This window comes from Paenibacillus sp. NPDC058174 (assembly GCF_042883865.1).
GTDB lineage: Bacteria > Bacillota > Bacilli > Paenibacillales > Paenibacillaceae > Pristimantibacillus.
In genome coordinates this window covers 346257-362780 of record NZ_JBHVUY010000004.1, presented here as the reverse complement: position 1 = coordinate 362780, position 16524 = coordinate 346257, and the positions used below count along the sequence as shown (strand labels likewise).

15 protein-coding genes are annotated in these 16524 nt (G+C 47.6%); 7 read left to right on the top strand and 8 right to left on the bottom strand.

Translation table 11 applies throughout. The features are described from left to right. The first annotated feature begins 43 nt into the window (after positions 1 to 43). Positions 44 to 556 carry a GNAT family N-acetyltransferase gene (locus ACFVVF_RS20830; protein WP_387813817.1) on the top strand — a complete coding sequence of 171 codons (513 nt, stop codon included), beginning with the start codon at positions 44 to 46 and terminating at the stop codon, positions 554 to 556. Between the two features lie 18 nt (positions 557 to 574). Here the strand turns inward: ACFVVF_RS20830 and ACFVVF_RS20825 are convergent, their stop codons facing one another. The 4 genes from ACFVVF_RS20825 to ACFVVF_RS20810 all read right to left on the bottom strand — a co-directional run bounded on the left by ACFVVF_RS20825 (position 575) and on the right by ACFVVF_RS20810 (position 3688). Beyond that, positions 575 to 1087 (bottom strand): GyrI-like domain-containing protein, encoded by a 513-nt coding sequence (locus tag ACFVVF_RS20825; RefSeq protein WP_387813815.1) that lies wholly within the window; start codon positions 1085 to 1087, stop codon positions 575 to 577. Between the two features lie 64 nt (positions 1088 to 1151). After that, positions 1152 to 2105: a helix-turn-helix transcriptional regulator gene (locus tag ACFVVF_RS20820; protein WP_387813813.1), complete on the bottom strand. Its 954-nt coding sequence runs from the start codon at positions 2103 to 2105 to the stop codon at positions 1152 to 1154. Between the two features lie 25 nt (positions 2106 to 2130). Continuing rightward, positions 2131 to 2640: a DUF1572 family protein gene (locus tag ACFVVF_RS20815; protein WP_387813811.1), complete on the bottom strand. Its 510-nt coding sequence runs from the start codon at positions 2638 to 2640 to the stop codon at positions 2131 to 2133. A gap of 139 nt (positions 2641 to 2779) precedes the next feature. Next, positions 2780 to 3688, bottom strand: coding sequence for an AraC family transcriptional regulator (locus tag ACFVVF_RS20810; RefSeq protein ID WP_387813809.1), 909 nt, complete (start codon positions 3686 to 3688; stop codon positions 2780 to 2782). Positions 3689 to 3948: 260 nt separating this feature from the next. Here ACFVVF_RS20810 and ACFVVF_RS20805 point away from each other — a divergent pair, with 260 nt between their 5' ends. After that, positions 3949 to 5958, top strand: a complete 2010-nt coding sequence (locus ACFVVF_RS20805) for a prolyl oligopeptidase family serine peptidase (RefSeq protein WP_387813807.1) — start codon at positions 3949 to 3951, stop codon at positions 5956 to 5958. Positions 5959 to 6401: 443 nt separating this feature from the next. Here ACFVVF_RS20805 and ACFVVF_RS20800 read toward each other — a convergent pair whose 3' ends face one another. After that, positions 6402 to 6770 (bottom strand): VOC family protein, encoded by a 369-nt coding sequence (locus ACFVVF_RS20800; protein WP_387813805.1) that lies wholly within the window; start codon positions 6768 to 6770, stop codon positions 6402 to 6404. A 21-nt stretch (positions 6771 to 6791) separates the two neighbouring features. After that, the gene (locus ACFVVF_RS20795; RefSeq protein WP_387813803.1) at positions 6792 to 7211 is read right to left on the bottom strand and encodes a MarR family winged helix-turn-helix transcriptional regulator; all 420 of its coding nucleotides are present in this window, start codon (positions 7209 to 7211) and stop codon (positions 6792 to 6794) included. Between the two features lie 432 nt (positions 7212 to 7643). On the opposite strand from ACFVVF_RS20795, the gene ACFVVF_RS20790 reads away from it, so the two are divergent. The 4 genes from ACFVVF_RS20790 to ACFVVF_RS20775 all read left to right on the top strand — a co-directional run bounded on the left by ACFVVF_RS20790 (position 7644) and on the right by ACFVVF_RS20775 (position 13538). After that, the gene (locus ACFVVF_RS20790; RefSeq protein WP_387813801.1) at positions 7644 to 8468 is read left to right on the top strand and encodes an ABC transporter permease; all 825 of its coding nucleotides are present in this window, start codon (positions 7644 to 7646) and stop codon (positions 8466 to 8468) included. A 32-nt stretch (positions 8469 to 8500) separates the two neighbouring features. After that, on the top strand, positions 8501 to 9382 hold the full coding sequence (locus ACFVVF_RS20785; protein WP_387813799.1) for a carbohydrate ABC transporter permease: 882 nt from the start codon (positions 8501 to 8503) through the stop codon (positions 9380 to 9382). Positions 9383 to 9509: 127 nt separating this feature from the next. Further along, positions 9510 to 11084: an extracellular solute-binding protein gene (locus ACFVVF_RS20780; RefSeq protein WP_387813797.1), complete on the top strand. Its 1575-nt coding sequence runs from the start codon at positions 9510 to 9512 to the stop codon at positions 11082 to 11084. 144 nt (positions 11085 to 11228) lie between these two features. Next, the gene (locus ACFVVF_RS20775) at positions 11229 to 13538 is read left to right on the top strand and encodes an AraC family transcriptional regulator (RefSeq protein WP_387813795.1); all 2310 of its coding nucleotides are present in this window, start codon (positions 11229 to 11231) and stop codon (positions 13536 to 13538) included. Between the two features lie 56 nt (positions 13539 to 13594). On the opposite strand, the gene ACFVVF_RS20770 is transcribed toward ACFVVF_RS20775, so the two are convergent. Together ACFVVF_RS20770 and ACFVVF_RS20765 are read right to left on the bottom strand one after the other, a co-directional pair. Beyond that, the gene (locus ACFVVF_RS20770; protein WP_387813793.1) at positions 13595 to 14254 is read right to left on the bottom strand and encodes a stalk domain-containing protein; all 660 of its coding nucleotides are present in this window, start codon (positions 14252 to 14254) and stop codon (positions 13595 to 13597) included. Positions 14255 to 14839: 585 nt separating this feature from the next. After that, complete coding sequence (locus ACFVVF_RS20765) at positions 14840 to 15334, bottom strand: DUF6022 family protein (protein ID WP_387813791.1); 495 nt, start codon at positions 15332 to 15334, stop codon at positions 14840 to 14842. Positions 15335 to 15433: 99 nt separating this feature from the next. Between ACFVVF_RS20765 and ACFVVF_RS20760 the strand changes: the two genes are divergently transcribed. Then, positions 15434 to 16192 carry a MerR family DNA-binding transcriptional regulator gene (locus ACFVVF_RS20760; protein ID WP_387813789.1) on the top strand — a complete coding sequence of 253 codons (759 nt, stop codon included), beginning with the start codon at positions 15434 to 15436 and terminating at the stop codon, positions 16190 to 16192. Positions 16193 to 16524: the final 332 nt, after the last annotated feature.

Genomic DNA, 16524 nt, shown 5'->3' with positions numbered 1-16524 from the left:
TGATCGTTCCAGAATTCAATAATAAAGAAAGGTGAATGCTCCTATGAAATTAGAAACCACACGGTTAGTTGTTCAAACTATTGATCTCCGGCTCTTAGAGGCGGCAGCCAAGCGGGATACGCAAGCTATTGAAGCCATAGGATTTAAGACGAATGGCGAATGGCCCGCTGCGGATTTCCACGATGCCATCCCCTACTTTCGCGAGCTTCTTATTCGGAATAACGGAACGAGAGGCTTCGATTCCTGGGTCATCGCTGAAAAAGATACACTGGAAATCGTTGGCGGTACTGGTTTTCTAGGCGAACCTAATGCGAGCGGCATCATCGAGATCGGTTTTGCTACAAATGAAAGCTGCCGCCGCAAAGGCTATGCTGTCGAAGCCGCACAAGCCCTCATCGATTGGGCATTGCAGCAGGAGACAGTTCAAGGCATCGTCGCCAGATGCGAGCCGGGCAATATTGGAAGTTCAGGCGTGCTGACAAAGCTAGGATTCAACTTGGATCGGGAAGATGCCCAATATTGTTATTGGACATATGCTCCTCGAATATCGGTATGACCGGTTTGATTCATTGGACTACCGCTTGATGGCGATATAAATCTCCACTTGCCCATCATTCAGATCAATATCCAGATCATATAACTCGAAATCGCCTGTAAACGCCCGCTCATTGCCGGGCTGCCGTGACCATTGCCAGATGCCGGCCCATGCTTGCTGCACCTTCTCGATGACAGGCCCCCGCTCTGTGATGAATACGGCATAGGCGGCAGTTGGAACGGTGAACGTCGTAACCGTTTCGGGATATTGTTCTTGTCCGTCCTGCACTACCGGCACGCTGACCATGACTTCATATTGTCCGGCATCGCCCTGTTCATAATTGAAGTAGCAGCTATACAGACCGGGCTTCTCGACATGGTCAGCCAATTGTCCTCCAATATTGCGTGAGTAAAATTGCTCAAACAGCTTGCCGATTTTGCCATTGCCGCTTAGTTCCGCCGCATTTGTCGTGACGGCGCTAATTCCGGCCAGTGTGAAGGAAGGAATCTCCTCAATCCTTGCAGGTTCAATATGCTGATTAGGTTGGTTCATCGCTTATCAATCTCCCTTTTGTTTGATGAGCCCAGTATAAAACAAGCAACCTGACAACTGACTGTCAGGTTGCTTGTTCGTTCCTGTATATTTTCACAATTTGTTCTGCACGGCTGGCAATCGTCTCCCGCAAATGAAGGGGCTCAAGCACCTCGACATGATGGCCAAAACCAAGAATGAAGCTGTACAGCCATTCATCCTCCGGGTAAGCCTTCTTCACTTGCCAGCTGCCATCAGCCGTCGGTACAAGCTCCTCTATACCGAAGTATTCCTGGGCCAAATGACGAGAGTCAGCCTGAAAACGCAGGATGAACTCTATAGCCGTAGAGGGTTCATTTACCGTCTTCCCTGCTAAGCTATCCTGAGCGGGAAGCTCCCGGCGGGAAAAGGTCTGCTCCCTGTCGATCGTCACGTCCTTCATTCTCTTCAGCTTGAACAGCCTGAATTCCATCTTCTCCAGACAGTAGGCTTGCAGATACCATTGTCTCCCTTTCAGAATGAGGCGGTGCGGCTCCACTATCCGATGCGATATTTCTCCGCTGGCATTGGAATAAGTGAACCCTGCCACGAGGCAACTGTCTACTGCCTCCTTTAATAAAACCAGCTTGGGCTGCAAACTTTCATTCCCGTCCCAAGGCGAGTGGTCGATCAGCACGCGGTTCGTCTTGTGCCGGAAATCCTCGGAAGATGAAGAAGGTACAACGCTATTGATTTTTTCCATTAATTGAAGGTTCTGTTCGCTGCCGTATGTGGTTGCGATGCTTTGCAATGCCGTGATGATGGCAGCGAGCTCGTCATTGGTCAATACATTGCGGTCCAAACGATAGCCTTCCGCAAGTCCAATCCCTCCGTTCGTTCCCTGATAGGTAACGACAGGAATTCCAGCCCGGTTAATCGCATCGATATCCCGATATATGGTCCGCACCGAAACCTCGAACCGCTCAGCAAGCTCCTTGGCCTGCACCATACGGCGATTCAGCAGCAATATGATAATCGACAAGAGCCTCCCCAGTTTCATTGCATACATCCTCTGTTAGACTTCTTTAATCGTAGTGCCATTCAAGCTGTCCCTTTCTAACTTTTGCAGCATATATGATTTGTCCGGTATGATAATGAACCTCTCTAACCATCGCGATCATCAGGTTCAGAACCGTTGTCTCATTATTGACTTGGCTGTATGTAAGAGGCGGGCGATTGAGAAAGGGCTGCGACATGACTAATTCCGGCTTGGAGCGGAGATGTTCGAGATATTGAATGATGATGTCGAATGCTTTCATGGTCCGGTCATAAGCTTCTTCTTGCGACATCTGAAGTCCGCGTTCGAATTCCCCGTCTCTGTCTCTAGCATCGGGAATATCGAGAAAGATGGTCTCGATTCGCGAGTGTACACAGCCATGAATGTGAGCGACCAGATTAGCAATGCTATTGCTGTCCGCATTCGGCGACCAAGTAATATCCTCTTCTGACAGCTGCGCAATAGCTTGAAGCGTCCATTTCTTCTCGGATCTGAATTTGACCAGCATACTGTCGATCAGCTCAATCGCAATATCCATTTCCTCACCTCTGATTATGGATTTTACTTCATTTTACCAAACGTGCGTTCCCGTCGCAATACAGACTTCCCCCTGCCAAACCAAAGAGGACTGCAGCAGATCTCTTGCCCCGCCTGCCACAGCCCTTTGTCTCAGATGATTACTTTTCCTCGATCCGGTACCATAATTCGCAATACTCATAGCCGTCCTGATTGGTGCAATACATTTCAAAATTACCACCATCAATGATGTTGTACTTCGAGGTTTGCAGCCATTCGGAAAAAATCCGGTTGCGCAATGCACTCAAATCATACTTGCCGCTGCCATTCCCGTCATTTAAGGTGGAGAACACCGCCCAAGAAGAAGCTGGAACATCCACAACGGTATAGCCATCGGCCTTGCTTTGCGCCGACTTATAGCATCCGATCAGATAAGGGAATGTAGTATTGCTTGTGAACTTATAGGAATCGAATGCGAATACCGCCCCAAGCTCATGGCTGAAATGGCCTTCCGCTCTCCAATCTCCGATGACCGACTGTTCCAGTCGGTCAAACTCGCCATTATTGCTGATGTTCTGCCAAACCTCCGGGATCGATACCCCTTCCCCGTTCGCAATCGTGTCCATTCCATATACATCTTCTAGTCCATATACTTGAAAAGCTTCCCGTACCTCAATGCGATAAATCATCTCAGCAACTCCCTTTAACGTAATTTGAAAGGAGAGGCGCGGATAGGCTTTTAACCGGCTGCCTGCCTGCCGCGCTGAAGTAGGCGTCATTCCGTGCAAATTGTGGAAAGCCCGTGAGAAGGATTCCGGCGTTTCATAGCCATATTTCAAGGCGATATCTGTCACCCTGTTCTTCTTGTCCTGCAGGTCAAAAGCTGCAAGCGTTAGCCGTCTGCGCCTTATATATTCGGATAAAGGCATTTCGATAACAAACGAGAACATACGCTGAAATTGATAGACGGAGCAAACCGCGATTCTAGCAATCTGTTCGTAATCAATATCATGTTCTAAGTTGTCCTCAATATAGTCGATGGCGAGATTCATGCGTTGAAGCCAATCCATACCGTCCCCTCCTTTCATAAGGAGCTTAACATTGCATAGTAGCAGAGGCCTGACAATTCGTGCAATAAAAAGACAGGCAGCGAGCAAAAGCATAGACAGTCTCTTAGCGGGCCTAGTTGTTGGCATTATATAAATATATCCAATTAGAGCATTTCCAGCAATGCTCCTGATATGCGTAATATTGAACATCATTTGCGCAACACAGTACCTTACATATTTTAGGAAAAATTGAAATAATGCAAGGAAAGGGAGGAATGGACTTGGGGAGAAAAAGGCTAATCATTGTATGGTTTGCAGCATTGGCAGCTGTCATTTTACTGCTATGGCGATTCGTAGATTTTCAGAGTTTAAACAACAGTGAAGGAGGAGGTCTGCTGGAGCCTAAGTTCGAGGTTAAGCTGCACAAGGAACTTGTCTATGCCAACAAATCCAATTATCAAGGCAAAGAAGAGGCGCTGGCACTCGATTTGTACGAACCTGTACAGAAAGGAAACACAGCTTGTCCCCTCATCGTGTTCATTCATGGCGGAGGCTTTAACTCTGGAGACAAACGGGACGCAAAGGCTATTTCCGAACAATGGGCGAGCCGCGGATATGTCGTAGCCTCCGTCAATTATCGCCTTCGGGCCAATCTGCAGTCTGATCAGGAAGGAACGATAGCGGATGCGCTCGCAGATATTGAAGATGCCATCAACTGGCTTAGTCAAAATCAGAAGACTTACCGTTTCGATACCCGCACCACAGCAATTGGCGGGGATTCAGCAGGAGGCTTGCTAGCCGTAGATTTCGCTAATCAGCATGGGACAACGCCACAGGATGCTGTTCAGCTGTTTGCAGTAATTGATCTCTATGGCCCTGCCTCAATTACCAGCATTCATGAAAAATTCCCAGCCACGATTATTATTCATGGCACGTCTGATATGACGGTTCCTTATAATCAAAGCCTGCTCCTGTCCGAGCGATTAAGCAAGGCGGGCATTTATCAGCAGCTGATTACACTAGAGGGCGGCGGGCATAACTATCAAGATTCTAAATACTGGGATCAAGTTGTGCAATCAACCGTCAGCTTCCTGCACAATGCCCTCCCAGCATCCAAACACGCTCTGCTGCCCGAACAAATTGAGGTTCAAGCTTTTGCAGGCGACATCGCCAAAATATCATTCGTTAAACAAGGGGAGCAGCCCCCTGCAAAGCTCAAACTAAAGACGACCCTGCCGGACGGATGGAAGCTAGCGAATTCCGAAGCCTCTAATGACCAGACAGAAGTTCACATTCAGGTTCCCGCAAATGTAAAAGCAGGGCTCTATCCGATACTGTTGCGGACAGATGCAGGTTCTGCGCCGTTATCTGCGTATATCCATGTCCTTGAACCGCTGAGCTTCACACGTACGCCATTCTATGATCAAGTGAGCGGGCAAGTACACACACGTATGGACATCGTTAATCTGTCTCCTCGCCCGCTTCAGGGCAAATGGAGCTTACGCAGCTTTGAGTCTAAAGAAAATCATCAGAAGCCTTATTCACTAGATACCATCCAGCCCAATCAAAAAATAAGTGCCACACTGCCCTTCTATTCAGACGAACCGGAAGAGGCAACCGTTAGCGATAATGCAGGTGCGGTTCTGCAGGAATCGGCTCTTGTCACTTACACCTATGTCGCGGAAAAACAGAAACAGCCGCTCACCATTGACGGTTCACTTGATGAGTGGAATCTATCGCATCCGTTCCCGCTCAATCGCCCGTCTCAGCTTCGCATACAGGACTACAGCAGTCCGGAGAATTTTGGCGGGCAAGGCTGGATTTCATGGGATAAGGATCATGTATATCTGGCTCTGCAAATCAAAGACGAGCACCACGTACAGCGTGAGACACCGTTTAACATCTATATGGGCGACAGCTTGCAGGTTTCTTTTCGAGTCACTGACGGGTCAGGAGGCTTCCTGGGCGTTCATGAGTTTGGTGCTGCACTCCATGATGACGGCTCCACCTCGACTTTCCGCTGGCTGAGTCCGCCGTCCTTTAAGCTTGGAGAGATTGACGACTTGAAGACTGGGATCACTCATAAAGATGGAACGACCACCTATGAGCTGGCGCTGCCTTGGGAGGAACTTGGCGTTACCGAACCTTTAGAGGGCCAGCAATTAAAGTTCTCTCTGCTCGTTAACAACAACGACGGCGAAGGCCGGATGGGTTGGGTTGAGTACAACAGCGGTATCGGCTTCAAGGATCCGGAAGCATTTGGCGACCTGTTCCTGGTCAGCAGCCGTTAAGCCGCCATTAAGCGTTAAGAGGAAGGAGCCGCATTCGCGGCTCCTCTTTTTTTATATAGCAAGATTCTGGGACTGGGACGATACCGCTGCCCCCTCTTTGACGGCCCGGCCAGCCACTGCTTGTCCCGTGCTGCCAATCAAAATGTAAAAGTGCAGGTTGTAAGCCGCATTTACGACGATTTACCGTTTCAACATGCAAAAGTGCATTTTGATTGGCCCAAAATGACTCCATAGAGCGAAAAACGGCCGTTTCAAATGTATTTTTACATTTTGAACGCCAATAGGAGCCTTTTCAGCCCCATCAGCCTGCACTTTTGCATTTTGTTACTGTAATCAACACTCACAACGCGAATCTTCAGCCCCAACAACCGCTCAACCCGCTATTCTTCATCTGCCATAAAGGCTATGCCCCCTAAATCGGAGCCCCGCGTCCTCGCCTCGGACTAATCGCGATAAAACGACAATACCCAGCATACACCATTCCGGTCGGTCACAATACCGAGCAGTCCATTGAACGGAGCTTCGTACACCTCCGTCTGAACCGTCCCGCTTGCTGCAAACTCATCATATATCCTCCGGAATGCTTCCTCCGTATCGATCTTGAGAAACACTCGTACATAGTCGCCCTTTTGTACCGGCTTCGCTGCCTTCGTATCCGCAAACTTAAGGCTTGCTCCGTCAACAAGCAGATCGGCGTTCAGCACCTCTTCCCCTTGCTTTCGGAGAATAGAGATCTCGCCGCCAAAAACACTTTGATAATACTGGATTTCATCCTTGCAGTTTTCCACTGCGATAAAAGGTTGTGCAATCATCTTTTTACACCCTCCCAAGTATCATTCGGTTATATTGCGAAGCACATTTTTCAGCAGACCCAACAACAGCTCATACTCCTCTTCACTCATGCTTCCCTTGGACTTGCCCTTCACGCGATTCAGCACTTCTTGAACCTTTGGTACGACCTCAATACCCGACTCTGTCAAAAAAAGCATCTGATAGCGGTTATCCGCAGGATCAGGCTCCCTCTTCACATACCCCTCCGCCTCCAGCTTCGCGATAGCCTTCGCAGTAGTCGTCTTATCGATGAGCAGCTTCTCGCTTAGCTTCTTCTGTGTCGTTGGCTGCTGATTCGCAATCGCCATTAGAAAAATATACTGGCCGCTCCCGATCCGGTACGGTGCCAGCTCAGCTGAGATGAACACCTGCATATGACGATAAATCGCCGAGATGTAATGTCCATGCGATTCCGATTCCATTCGATTTTTCCTCCTCCCCAAATAGAATGCTATTGCAACTAATTTCAATATACGCCAGATAGGATGTTATTGCAACTATTTTCTCGAAAATAAGGCGTGAAATTTCAGACGATACATCATCGCATTCACTCTTCGCGTAAAAACGCTTACAAACCGCGGTTTTCATGCATTTTAAGCGTAATATAACAACAAAATCGTAGCAATTGAATGCTCCGGAATCTTAGAAAATCCAATAAAATCATCGAAACATGAAGTATATATCCGCTCCCCTGCATGATACCGTTGAATTGTAAACGGATTCAAACCGGCACAACAGGCCACCTATGAACGGAGAGTGAAGATTCATTGTTGCGTGAACTATCCAAACACAAAGCCCTATACCTAATGAGCATTCCAGCCATGATCCTTCTATTACTATTCAATTACTTCCCAATGGCCGGTATCATCATCGCCTTCAAAGACTTTAACTTGAGCAACGGCATATTCGCCAGCCCATGGATGCATCCCATTTATGAGAACTTCCGGTTCTTCTTCACTTCGGATAACTGGTTAAGCGTCACACGCAATACGATCCTATTGAACCTGATGTTCATCTTAGTCGGCACGATCGTGAACGTTGGGATTGCGATTCTATTCAATGAAATTCGAGCCACTTGGTTCAAACGGACTGCACAATCACTCACGCTGCTGCCGTATTTCATCTCCTGGATCGTCGTCGGCGTGTTCGCCTACAACTTCTTGAGCTATGAGCATGGCATGCTGAGCGAGCTGCTCGTCAAGTTCGGCTTCGACAAGGTTGACTGGTATTCGAACCCGAACGCATGGCCGTTCATCATTCTGATTATTTTCATCTGGAAGGGCGTCGGTTACAACAGCATTATTTATCTCGCGACGCTGACTGGTATTGACCATACGCTGTACGAATCCGCCCGGATAGACGGCGCTACGAAAATGCAGCAAATTTGGTTCATCACGATTCCATTGCTTCGTCCAACTATCATTGTCCTGACGCTGCTTGCGATCGGTCACATTATGAACTCGGACTTCGGCATGTTCTACTCGCTCGTTGGCGACAGCGCGCAGCTCTATTCAACCGTAGACGTTATCGACACCTTCGTATTCCGCAGCTTGAAGGGCTCGGGAGACATGGGCATGGCGGCCGCTGCCAGCTTCTATCAGTCTGTACTGGCATTTGTGCTTGTCTACGTCAGCAACCGTGTTGCCCGCAAGTACGAAAGCGACTCCACCCTATTCTAAAAAGACAAACTTGCCCTTATGGAGGTGCTACTATGAACACCCGTCGTTCTCTTCAAGCGGGAGAAGTGATTCTATATGCATTCATGACGATCGTTTCGTTGTTGTGCATCATTCCGTTCATCATTATTTTATCAAGCTCAATGACACGGGAAACGGATATTCTGATGCACGGCTACAACATTTTTCCGAAAAACTTCGACTTTAACGCCTACCGGTTTCTATTCCAGCGGATGGACGTCGTACTAACCGGCTACAAGGTTACGAGCCTTGTCACCGTCATCGGTACAGTAGCCAGCTTGATTATTAGCGCCATGATCGCCTATCCGATCTCGCTGCGCCGGCTGAAATACCGCCGTTTTATTTCCGGCTATGTGCTGCTTACGCTCTTGTTCAACGGCGGCATGGTGCCTTGGTACATCATTAACGTCAAATACCTGCATCTCCACAACAATTTGTGGGCGCTCATTCTTCCATCACTGGTGAATGGCTTCAACATATTCCTAATGCGCAATTACTTCTCGTCGATACCTGAGGAAATGCATGAATCGGCCAAAATCGACGGAGCCAGCGAAGTTCGCACGCTTTTGTCCATCATTGTCCCGCTGTCGGTTCCCGTATTCGCATCGGTTGGCCTATTCATCGGTCTTGCCTACTGGAACGACTGGTGGCTCGGACTGATGCTGATCGACAAAACCGATCTTCAACCGCTGCAATTAATGCTGCGAACAATCGTCTCCAACGTCGATTACCTCGCGAATTCCAGCGTATTGTCGACGGGCAGCGATCAGATGGTACCTCGCGAGAGCGTTAAGATGGCCGCTACGATCGTTACGATCGGACCGATCATTTTCCTCTATCCGTTCCTGCAAAAGTATTTTGTCAAAGGTCTTATGATGGGCGCGGTCAAAGGTTAAACGGCTGCCCCGCCGGATGGGCAACATCGGACATTTGCTTCCAATGCGATGCCCATCCCCAACTTTCGGCTTGATCGGCAGCAGCCGTGAAGCACATAATAAATAAGAATGAACAGGGGGATTTCACATGAAGATCAACACGAAACGCATCGCAGCTGGTATACTTGCAGCCGTCCTCGCTTTCTCGCTGACCGCTTGCGGCAGCGGCAATGATGGCAACAACTCGTCCGGCAAAGGAAATACCAAGAATGAAAGCGCTTCGAAGGACGGACAATTGAAGCCTGTAACACTCCGCTTCTACTTCCCGGGCGATAAGCCCCAAGCTACCGATGAAGTATGGCAGTATGTATCCGAATTAACGAAGGACACGCTGAACGCCAAGTTCGAAATCAACTATGTCAACTGGAATGACTTCAAGAACAAAATGAAGCTGCTCCAATCTTCCGGTGACAACTATGATCTGAACTTTGACGGCAACTGGCTCGACTTCCCGAATGCGATGAACCGCGGCGGCTACCTGGACATCACCGACCTGCTTCCGGAATATGCGCCAACGCTGTATAAGCAATACACCGACAACAACCTGCTTGATCCAATCAAAGTTAACGACCGCGTCTATGCAGCTCCATGGACGATCAAGAAAACAAGCAAACCGATCGTATGGTACCGTGGTGATCTGGCAGCCAAAGGCGGCTATGCGAAAGATAAAGTCGAGACTGTAGAAGACCTGGACGCTATGCTTCATGCGATGAAAAAGGCAGACCCTGCGATTCTTCCTATCTCGTTCCGTCCGGACAACTGGTTCGGCGATATCAGCCGCGTGTTCCAAGAGAAATACGGCTATGAGGATCTGAACTTCCACGGACTCGTTGTCAAAATCGATGATCCGAAGCATACGGTAATCCCTTGGGAGCAAACCGAAGCATTCAAAGAGTACGTAACATACATGAAAAAATGGAACGAAAATGGCATCATCCCTAAAAACCTGCTGGCGACAAAAGGTACAGAAGGCGACTTCAGCGCAGGTACAATGGGCGCAGCAATCAACCAAATCGACGGCGGTATTCTCGAAAATCCGAACACATTCAAACCGCAAATCGCTGAGCAAGGTGCAGTTAAAGTATGGTCCGAGTTCTATCCGGACAGCAAATGGGTTCTTGAATCCCCTCTCGGCAACGCAGTTGCAATTAACAAAAATGCTGCCAATCCGGAAAGAGCGATCATGTTCCTCGAGCAGCTTACAACAAACGAGAAACTGTATGATGCCGTTATGTATGGTATTGTAGACAAAACGTACAAAGCTGACGGACGCAAAGTATCCTACATGGACGGCCAAGGCAATGGTCAGCCTACGAACTATCTGGACTGGGCAGGCCAATGGGGCTTCTGGCGCACAGAGTTCCAGAAGGAAGACTCCTCGCGCACAGCTAACTACTTCAAGCAATACGATGCATTCATCAACCGTCCGAACAATATCGTCTCGACGATTAACTACTTCGTTCCGGATCAGTCGAGCATCAAGACGGAGAGCGCGAAGCGTGAGCAAATTCTGAGCGAGCTTGGCCTTCTCTTGATGACAGGCATCAACATTAAAGATGTCGATAAAGATGTTATGAACTTCATTACGAAAGAGAAAGATGCAGGCACGGACAAAATCGTAGCCGAAGTTCAAAAACAACTGGACGCTTACTTGACGAAGTAAACCGAACTGAATCGCTCCAAGCGTTCACGAAAACTTGCAGCGATCGCGAATGGCAGCTTTTTACTAGCCATTCGCGATCGTTTTTGTCTATACTAGTAAACGTGAATTGGTAGCGCTTATATTGCAAGGGAGGGAGGCAGTCAGGTGCTCTCATGGTTCAGACTCAAGAATAATTCCTTATTCGTACGTACACTCTTGTCGTTCACGATTTTGGTCATGATCGTCATCGTGACGATTACGTTAATCTTCTCCAACCTATATTCCACGACGCTGTACAGCCAGATCTCCCGCGAGCAGGTAAAGGGTCTGGAGATGCTAAGTGAGAATGTCGACAATCTATTTAAAGAGATGGATCAGATTTTCTTAAATCTTGAGATCAATATGGACATTGAGCTCTTCTTGTCTTCCCGGTCCCATGATGCTTTAACGACTAACAAAGCCCGGCTTCAAATTTCCAACATCCGTCAGATCAATCCTTACATTCATTCCATCTTTGTATATAACTCCGTCCTTCAAGAAAATATCGTCGAAGGTGAGCCTGGCTTTGATGTGGAAAGCTACTTGAAACGAGACGCTTCGTTCCAGAAGAGCGTAAACGACTCGCGTACCATCTATTTGACCCGTTTGAAAGAATCGGAAGTGCCTCCATCCTTCCTTACTGATAAAAAAGCAAAATATATCATTAGCATGGAATACACGAACCGCAGTGTAAACGGCGAGCAGCAGACCGTTGTCATTAACCTGAACGACGATCTGCTCGTCCGCGACTACTTGTCCAAGAACGGCGATCTGCTGATGCTCGTCGATGCAGACGGCAATCTAGTCGCACACAGCAATATTGATGAAATCGGCCAAAACATCAAGGATACCCCGTCGTTCCAAGCGGTGAAGAATTCAATCGCTGAGTCGGGCGATGTCATCAACAAGAAAGGGAATGACCGAACGCTAACCACATTCGTCATCAACCGGACGACCGGCTGGTACGTTCTCGGGTCTACGCCCTATCAGAGCCTGATACAACCGATTCAAGACAAACGGAATGAACTGCTTGGCGTATGTCTCTCTATTTTGTTGTTGTGTCTGGCGCTGATATTCCTTATCTCGAAAAAGCTGTATAATCCCGTACAACGGCTTACCGAGCTGTTCAAAGGCTCACAGTTCAATGTCGGCAGTACAGCGTCGAACGACATTTCCTTGATTAGTCAGGTCTACACCGAAACGCTGCAGCATATGCAGTCGCTCGAGAACAAAAATCGCGACAGCCAGCAGCTGATGAAAAACAACTTCCTCCGGAAGAAACTGATTGCCGATGAACCCGAGTCTGCCGCCAGCCAAAGCTCAGAGGACTTCAAGCTGCGCATCGACTTCGACCGGCTGCTGCTGTGCGTCATTAAGATTGACGGGTATTCGCAGCTGGATGGACAAAGCGCCATGGTGCTCGAATCCGTTCTGTTCCAGAGCGTGACGGAGCTGTTGAACGACGAGTTCCGCTACGAGGCACTGCAGATGCCTAAGGGTGAAATCGTACTGCTCATCAACGAATCGGAAAGCGTCGAGGATGGCTTCCCCCATCTGCTTGCCAAGTTGTCCAGCGTTAAAGATTCCATTGCCGTTACGCTGGACATCACCATTACGATTGGGATTAGCAATCCAATCGACGCGTGGGGGGATTGCCCGAACGCTTACCTTCAAGCTCAAGAGATGGTCAAGCAGCGATTCGTGCTGGGGTTGAACCGCATTATCTACCCGCAATACGTAGAGGAGATGCTGGCGCATAGCTTCGACCTCCCTACCGAGATTGAGCAAAGTCTGACGGCCGCAATTAAGCGTAACGACCGGGAACGGTTCGTGGAAGGCTTAGAGAATATGGCTGCCTTGCTGCGGGGATACGTCCATGCAGACGCGATGCAGGCGCTCTTCCATGTGCTGCTCGTCTGCATTACGCAGATGAATCAGATGCTTAACGATGAGAATAAAAAGCTGGGGATGCGTTTTGGAGAGCTGAACCTCATCTTTACGGAGATGGAGACGCTCGGCCAAGCGAAGCATTGGCTGCTGACTCAGTTCGATGAGTACCAGAAGAGCCTTGAAAGCATTCAGCATCTCAAAGAGAATAAATTTTACCGTAAAATCGAGGAAACGATCCAATACATTCAGAACAACTATTCCGACAGCAACCTAAGCGTCGAGATGCTCGCTGAAGTCGCGGGTTATACGCCCAACTATTTCTCCAAGCTGTTCAAGGAAATGACCGGCATCAATTCCGGTGAGTACATCCGCAAAGTCCGTATCGGTAAGGCGAAGGAACTGCTAAAGAACGATGAGCATAAAGTAAGCGACGTAGCGGAAATATGCGGCTACGTTAACAGCAGCCACTTCTACTCCGCCTTTAAGAAGGTCGTCGGGATGACGCCTTCGGCGTATCGGGAATTTGCGCTAGCGGAGAAGGAATAGGGAATGTGAAAAGGCAGGTAGCCCCTTTATAAGAGGAGCTTCCTGCCTTTTTTGTGTTATTTATATTGCGAAGTTGTTAGCGGAATAAACACAGTGCCCCCGCTAGAAATACTGCCTTCAACAAACAATTCTTCAACTCCGCCAATGTTAACCTCAATCGTTGTCAAGCCATCCTCCGCTTTAATAAGCTGTACTTCTTTTAGGATAACATCTTTTTTCGTATCTTTAACGGTAATATTCTTAAGGTCGGAGCCGATAGCTGCAATTTGCAGTTGAAGCGTTTGATACTGTTTATTAGGATGCAGCATAAAGTTGACGCTGCGGTCTCCAGTACCATTATTGAAATAAGCTTCTTTGTAATCCTTGCCCTTATAGGAAGTAAAGGCCGGGTCTTTCGTGTAATACATATCATCGAAGCCAACAGACAAAGCCGTGCCTTCGACCTTCTCTCCAAAAATAATCGTTTGTGTGGCTGGGTCATAATCGACGGCTACACCTAGTGCATCTGCTATCGCCCTCGCTGGAACGTAGTTGCTATTTTTGTACTCGATAGGTACGATTGCACTTCCTTTAGCATCCTTTAGCTGCACGAGTGTCCCATTTACTTTAACTTTCACACCGGGATTCAAGTATGCTTTAATTTCTTGCAGCTTTGTCGCTGCATATGCTCCAGTGCTCATACTTGCCAAAATCGTTACTCCTAAAATTGTGGCCATCGTTTTTTTCTTCAAACTTCATCTCTCCCTAATATATGAAAATAGATGAAAATATATGTATACTATACTTTGGAAAAAATTAATATACAAGTTAGAAAAGCACTAACTACAACGAAAGCGTAGCCCAATACCGAAGCTACTTAACTATATCTTCAATGACCGATATTTTCCCTTCCTGAATTTCAAATACATTCTTCCCCTCCAGCTGAAGCTTATCTCCCTTTTTCAAACCATTGGGTAAATCTGCCGACAATATGGCTTCATAACAACTTGCACCTCGGCTTTGCCGGGAACAGCGCTATAGTGAGTGATCGTTTGGCATCAGCTAGAGAAAATCTCTGCAGACTTTTCCGCCGACTCCCTAAATTCAGGTATCCCTCTCGTCTCCGTATCGATTTCACCATTGGAAAGTTCCTAAACAGGACCCCTTCATGCAAAAGCCTAAGCATGCCTTCAATATCAAATGAATCGTAGGCCTCAATATAACGCTCGATGATTTCTTTGCTGTTCTCACTCATTTTTCAATCCCCTCCTATTCTACAGGATGCAGTTACCCATTTGAGATCTATCTCTTTTCTATTGAACTCAGCCTGATTCCTTTATTCGCCGGATGCCTTGCAAGACTTGCTCCCGGACACTCTCCCGCAGCGAGTAAATGACCGGTGCGGAAGGTATGTCGAATTTCAAATGAGAATGGGGAATTTCCGTCAGTATGGTGCCAATTGGACTGCCTTGCTTGTCATAGATTACGTTCCAAAATATTCTCGATCTGTTGTCCCCCGTACCCCATTTTTCGAGAGAGTTTCGGAAAATCAGGCGCTTGCCGATAACAAAATCATTCTCATTGAGCTTCTCCACCGTGCTGAAGCCTGCATACTCTAACTGGTCGAATAAGAATGGCATAAGCTGATCCAAATAAAGACCATACGCCGCATCTTCAATATCAGCAAAAGCAGCCGTCAGTTGCTCATACATGGATTCGTACATAGACCTCCACTTAGACTCAATATAACGGTTCGCCACCTCACTTATTTCTTCAATCGTCATGTCTTCCCGGAAAATCAAAGATTCTTTCACCATAACCAAAAACCTCCTTCTCTTCATTTCAAATCCATTGTACTACTCGCAAGCAAATTAGAAGGTTATGCAGAATTAGAGGAGGAATATCAGCAGTTTTCATTGAAAACCTTACAAAGAAGTTTAATCTTTAAAGATGTGGCGGGGAGAGATGACCGGTTGACGATGCGTCTCAAAAAAATGGCGGAGAGATTCAATATCAGCGCCAGTACGATAAGGAATTACGAGGCCAAGGGCCTGATCCCTCCAGCTGAGCGGTCACCAAATGGCTATCGCGTTTATACGGAACTGCACGCAGCCTATCTATCGTGTATCCAAGCAATGGCCCAGCCATTCGGAATGGAAGTGACTGCCGAGGCTCTTCGTTGTCTCCATCAAAACAAACCGCAAAATGCAATGTGGATCATCCGGGAAAAAGAAATCGCTTTGTATGAGGAAAAAGAGAAACTAGAGAGGTTATTCGAGGATATTCGAGCTTACTCTAACGAAAATAAATCTCTGTATGCCGATGAGCCATTCACTATCAACGAAGCATCCGAGTTGACGCAGATTCCCAAATCTGCGATCCGCTACTGGGATCAAGCAGGATATGTAATGGCCGACCGGGATCCTACCAACCGTTATCGTCGATATAGCGGATCTCATTTGCTAAAAATCAGGCTGATTCAAATGCTGCAAAGCTCCGTATATTCAGAAGATACCGTGAATATTAGGCAATCTATCGGCGCGGTAGAACATACTGATCTGGAAGGCCTCGTGAATGTGGCTGAGAATATCAGGGCTTATTTGGATAAGATACTGGAAGCCCAGATGTGTGGGATAGCGAATTTATATGAGTTGATTCAGTTTACGAAAGATTAGGGGCATTCAAGTGTTGTCGGTTGGACTTGACAGGACTTCGAATAATGAAGTGAGCCTACGCGGTGGATATATGCGGCTACATCACTTTTACTCCGCTTTTAAGAAGGTTGTGGGTATGACGCCTTAGGCGTATCAGGAGTTTGCGCCTGTGGAGAAGGAATGGAGAATATAAAAAGGCTTGAGTACACCGAACGAATCACTACGAAAAGGCCAAGTGAAGTAATGATGTAGAGAAAGGTTGGGAAAATAAGGATAGATAACAGGCTGCATCATTTGTTAGCAGCCTGTTGAGGGGAAAAGCGGACTATGATTTTCGCTGATCAATTGTCCAT

What these genes read in the sequence shown, in the direction of transcription:
- ACFVVF_RS20830 (WP_387813817.1), top strand. Translation starts at nt 44, where the DNA reads ATGAAATTAGAAACCACACGGTTAGTTGTTCAAACTATTGATCTCCGG.
- ACFVVF_RS20825 (WP_387813815.1), bottom strand. Translation starts at nt 1,087, where the DNA reads ATGAACCAACCTAATCAGCATATTGAACCTGCAAGGATTGAGGAGATT.
- ACFVVF_RS20820 (WP_387813813.1), bottom strand. Translation starts at nt 2,105, where the DNA reads ATGAAACTGGGGAGGCTCTTGTCGATTATCATATTGCTGCTGAATCGC.
- ACFVVF_RS20815 (WP_387813811.1), bottom strand. Translation starts at nt 2,640, where the DNA reads ATGGATATTGCGATTGAGCTGATCGACAGTATGCTGGTCAAATTCAGA.
- ACFVVF_RS20810 (WP_387813809.1), bottom strand. Translation starts at nt 3,688, where the DNA reads ATGGATTGGCTTCAACGCATGAATCTCGCCATCGACTATATTGAGGAC.
- ACFVVF_RS20800 (WP_387813805.1), bottom strand. Translation starts at nt 6,770, where the DNA reads ATGATTGCACAACCTTTTATCGCAGTGGAAAACTGCAAGGATGAAATC.
- ACFVVF_RS20795 (WP_387813803.1), bottom strand. Translation starts at nt 7,211, where the DNA reads ATGGAATCGGAATCGCATGGACATTACATCTCGGCGATTTATCGTCAT.
- ACFVVF_RS20790 (WP_387813801.1), top strand. Translation starts at nt 7,644, where the DNA reads ATGGCCGGTATCATCATCGCCTTCAAAGACTTTAACTTGAGCAACGGC.
- ACFVVF_RS20785 (WP_387813799.1), top strand. Translation starts at nt 8,501, where the DNA reads ATGAACACCCGTCGTTCTCTTCAAGCGGGAGAAGTGATTCTATATGCA.
- ACFVVF_RS20780 (WP_387813797.1), top strand. Translation starts at nt 9,510, where the DNA reads ATGAAGATCAACACGAAACGCATCGCAGCTGGTATACTTGCAGCCGTC.
- ACFVVF_RS20770 (WP_387813793.1), bottom strand. Translation starts at nt 14,254, where the DNA reads ATGGCCACAATTTTAGGAGTAACGATTTTGGCAAGTATGAGCACTGGA.
- ACFVVF_RS20765 (WP_387813791.1), bottom strand. Translation starts at nt 15,334, where the DNA reads ATGGTGAAAGAATCTTTGATTTTCCGGGAAGACATGACGATTGAAGAA.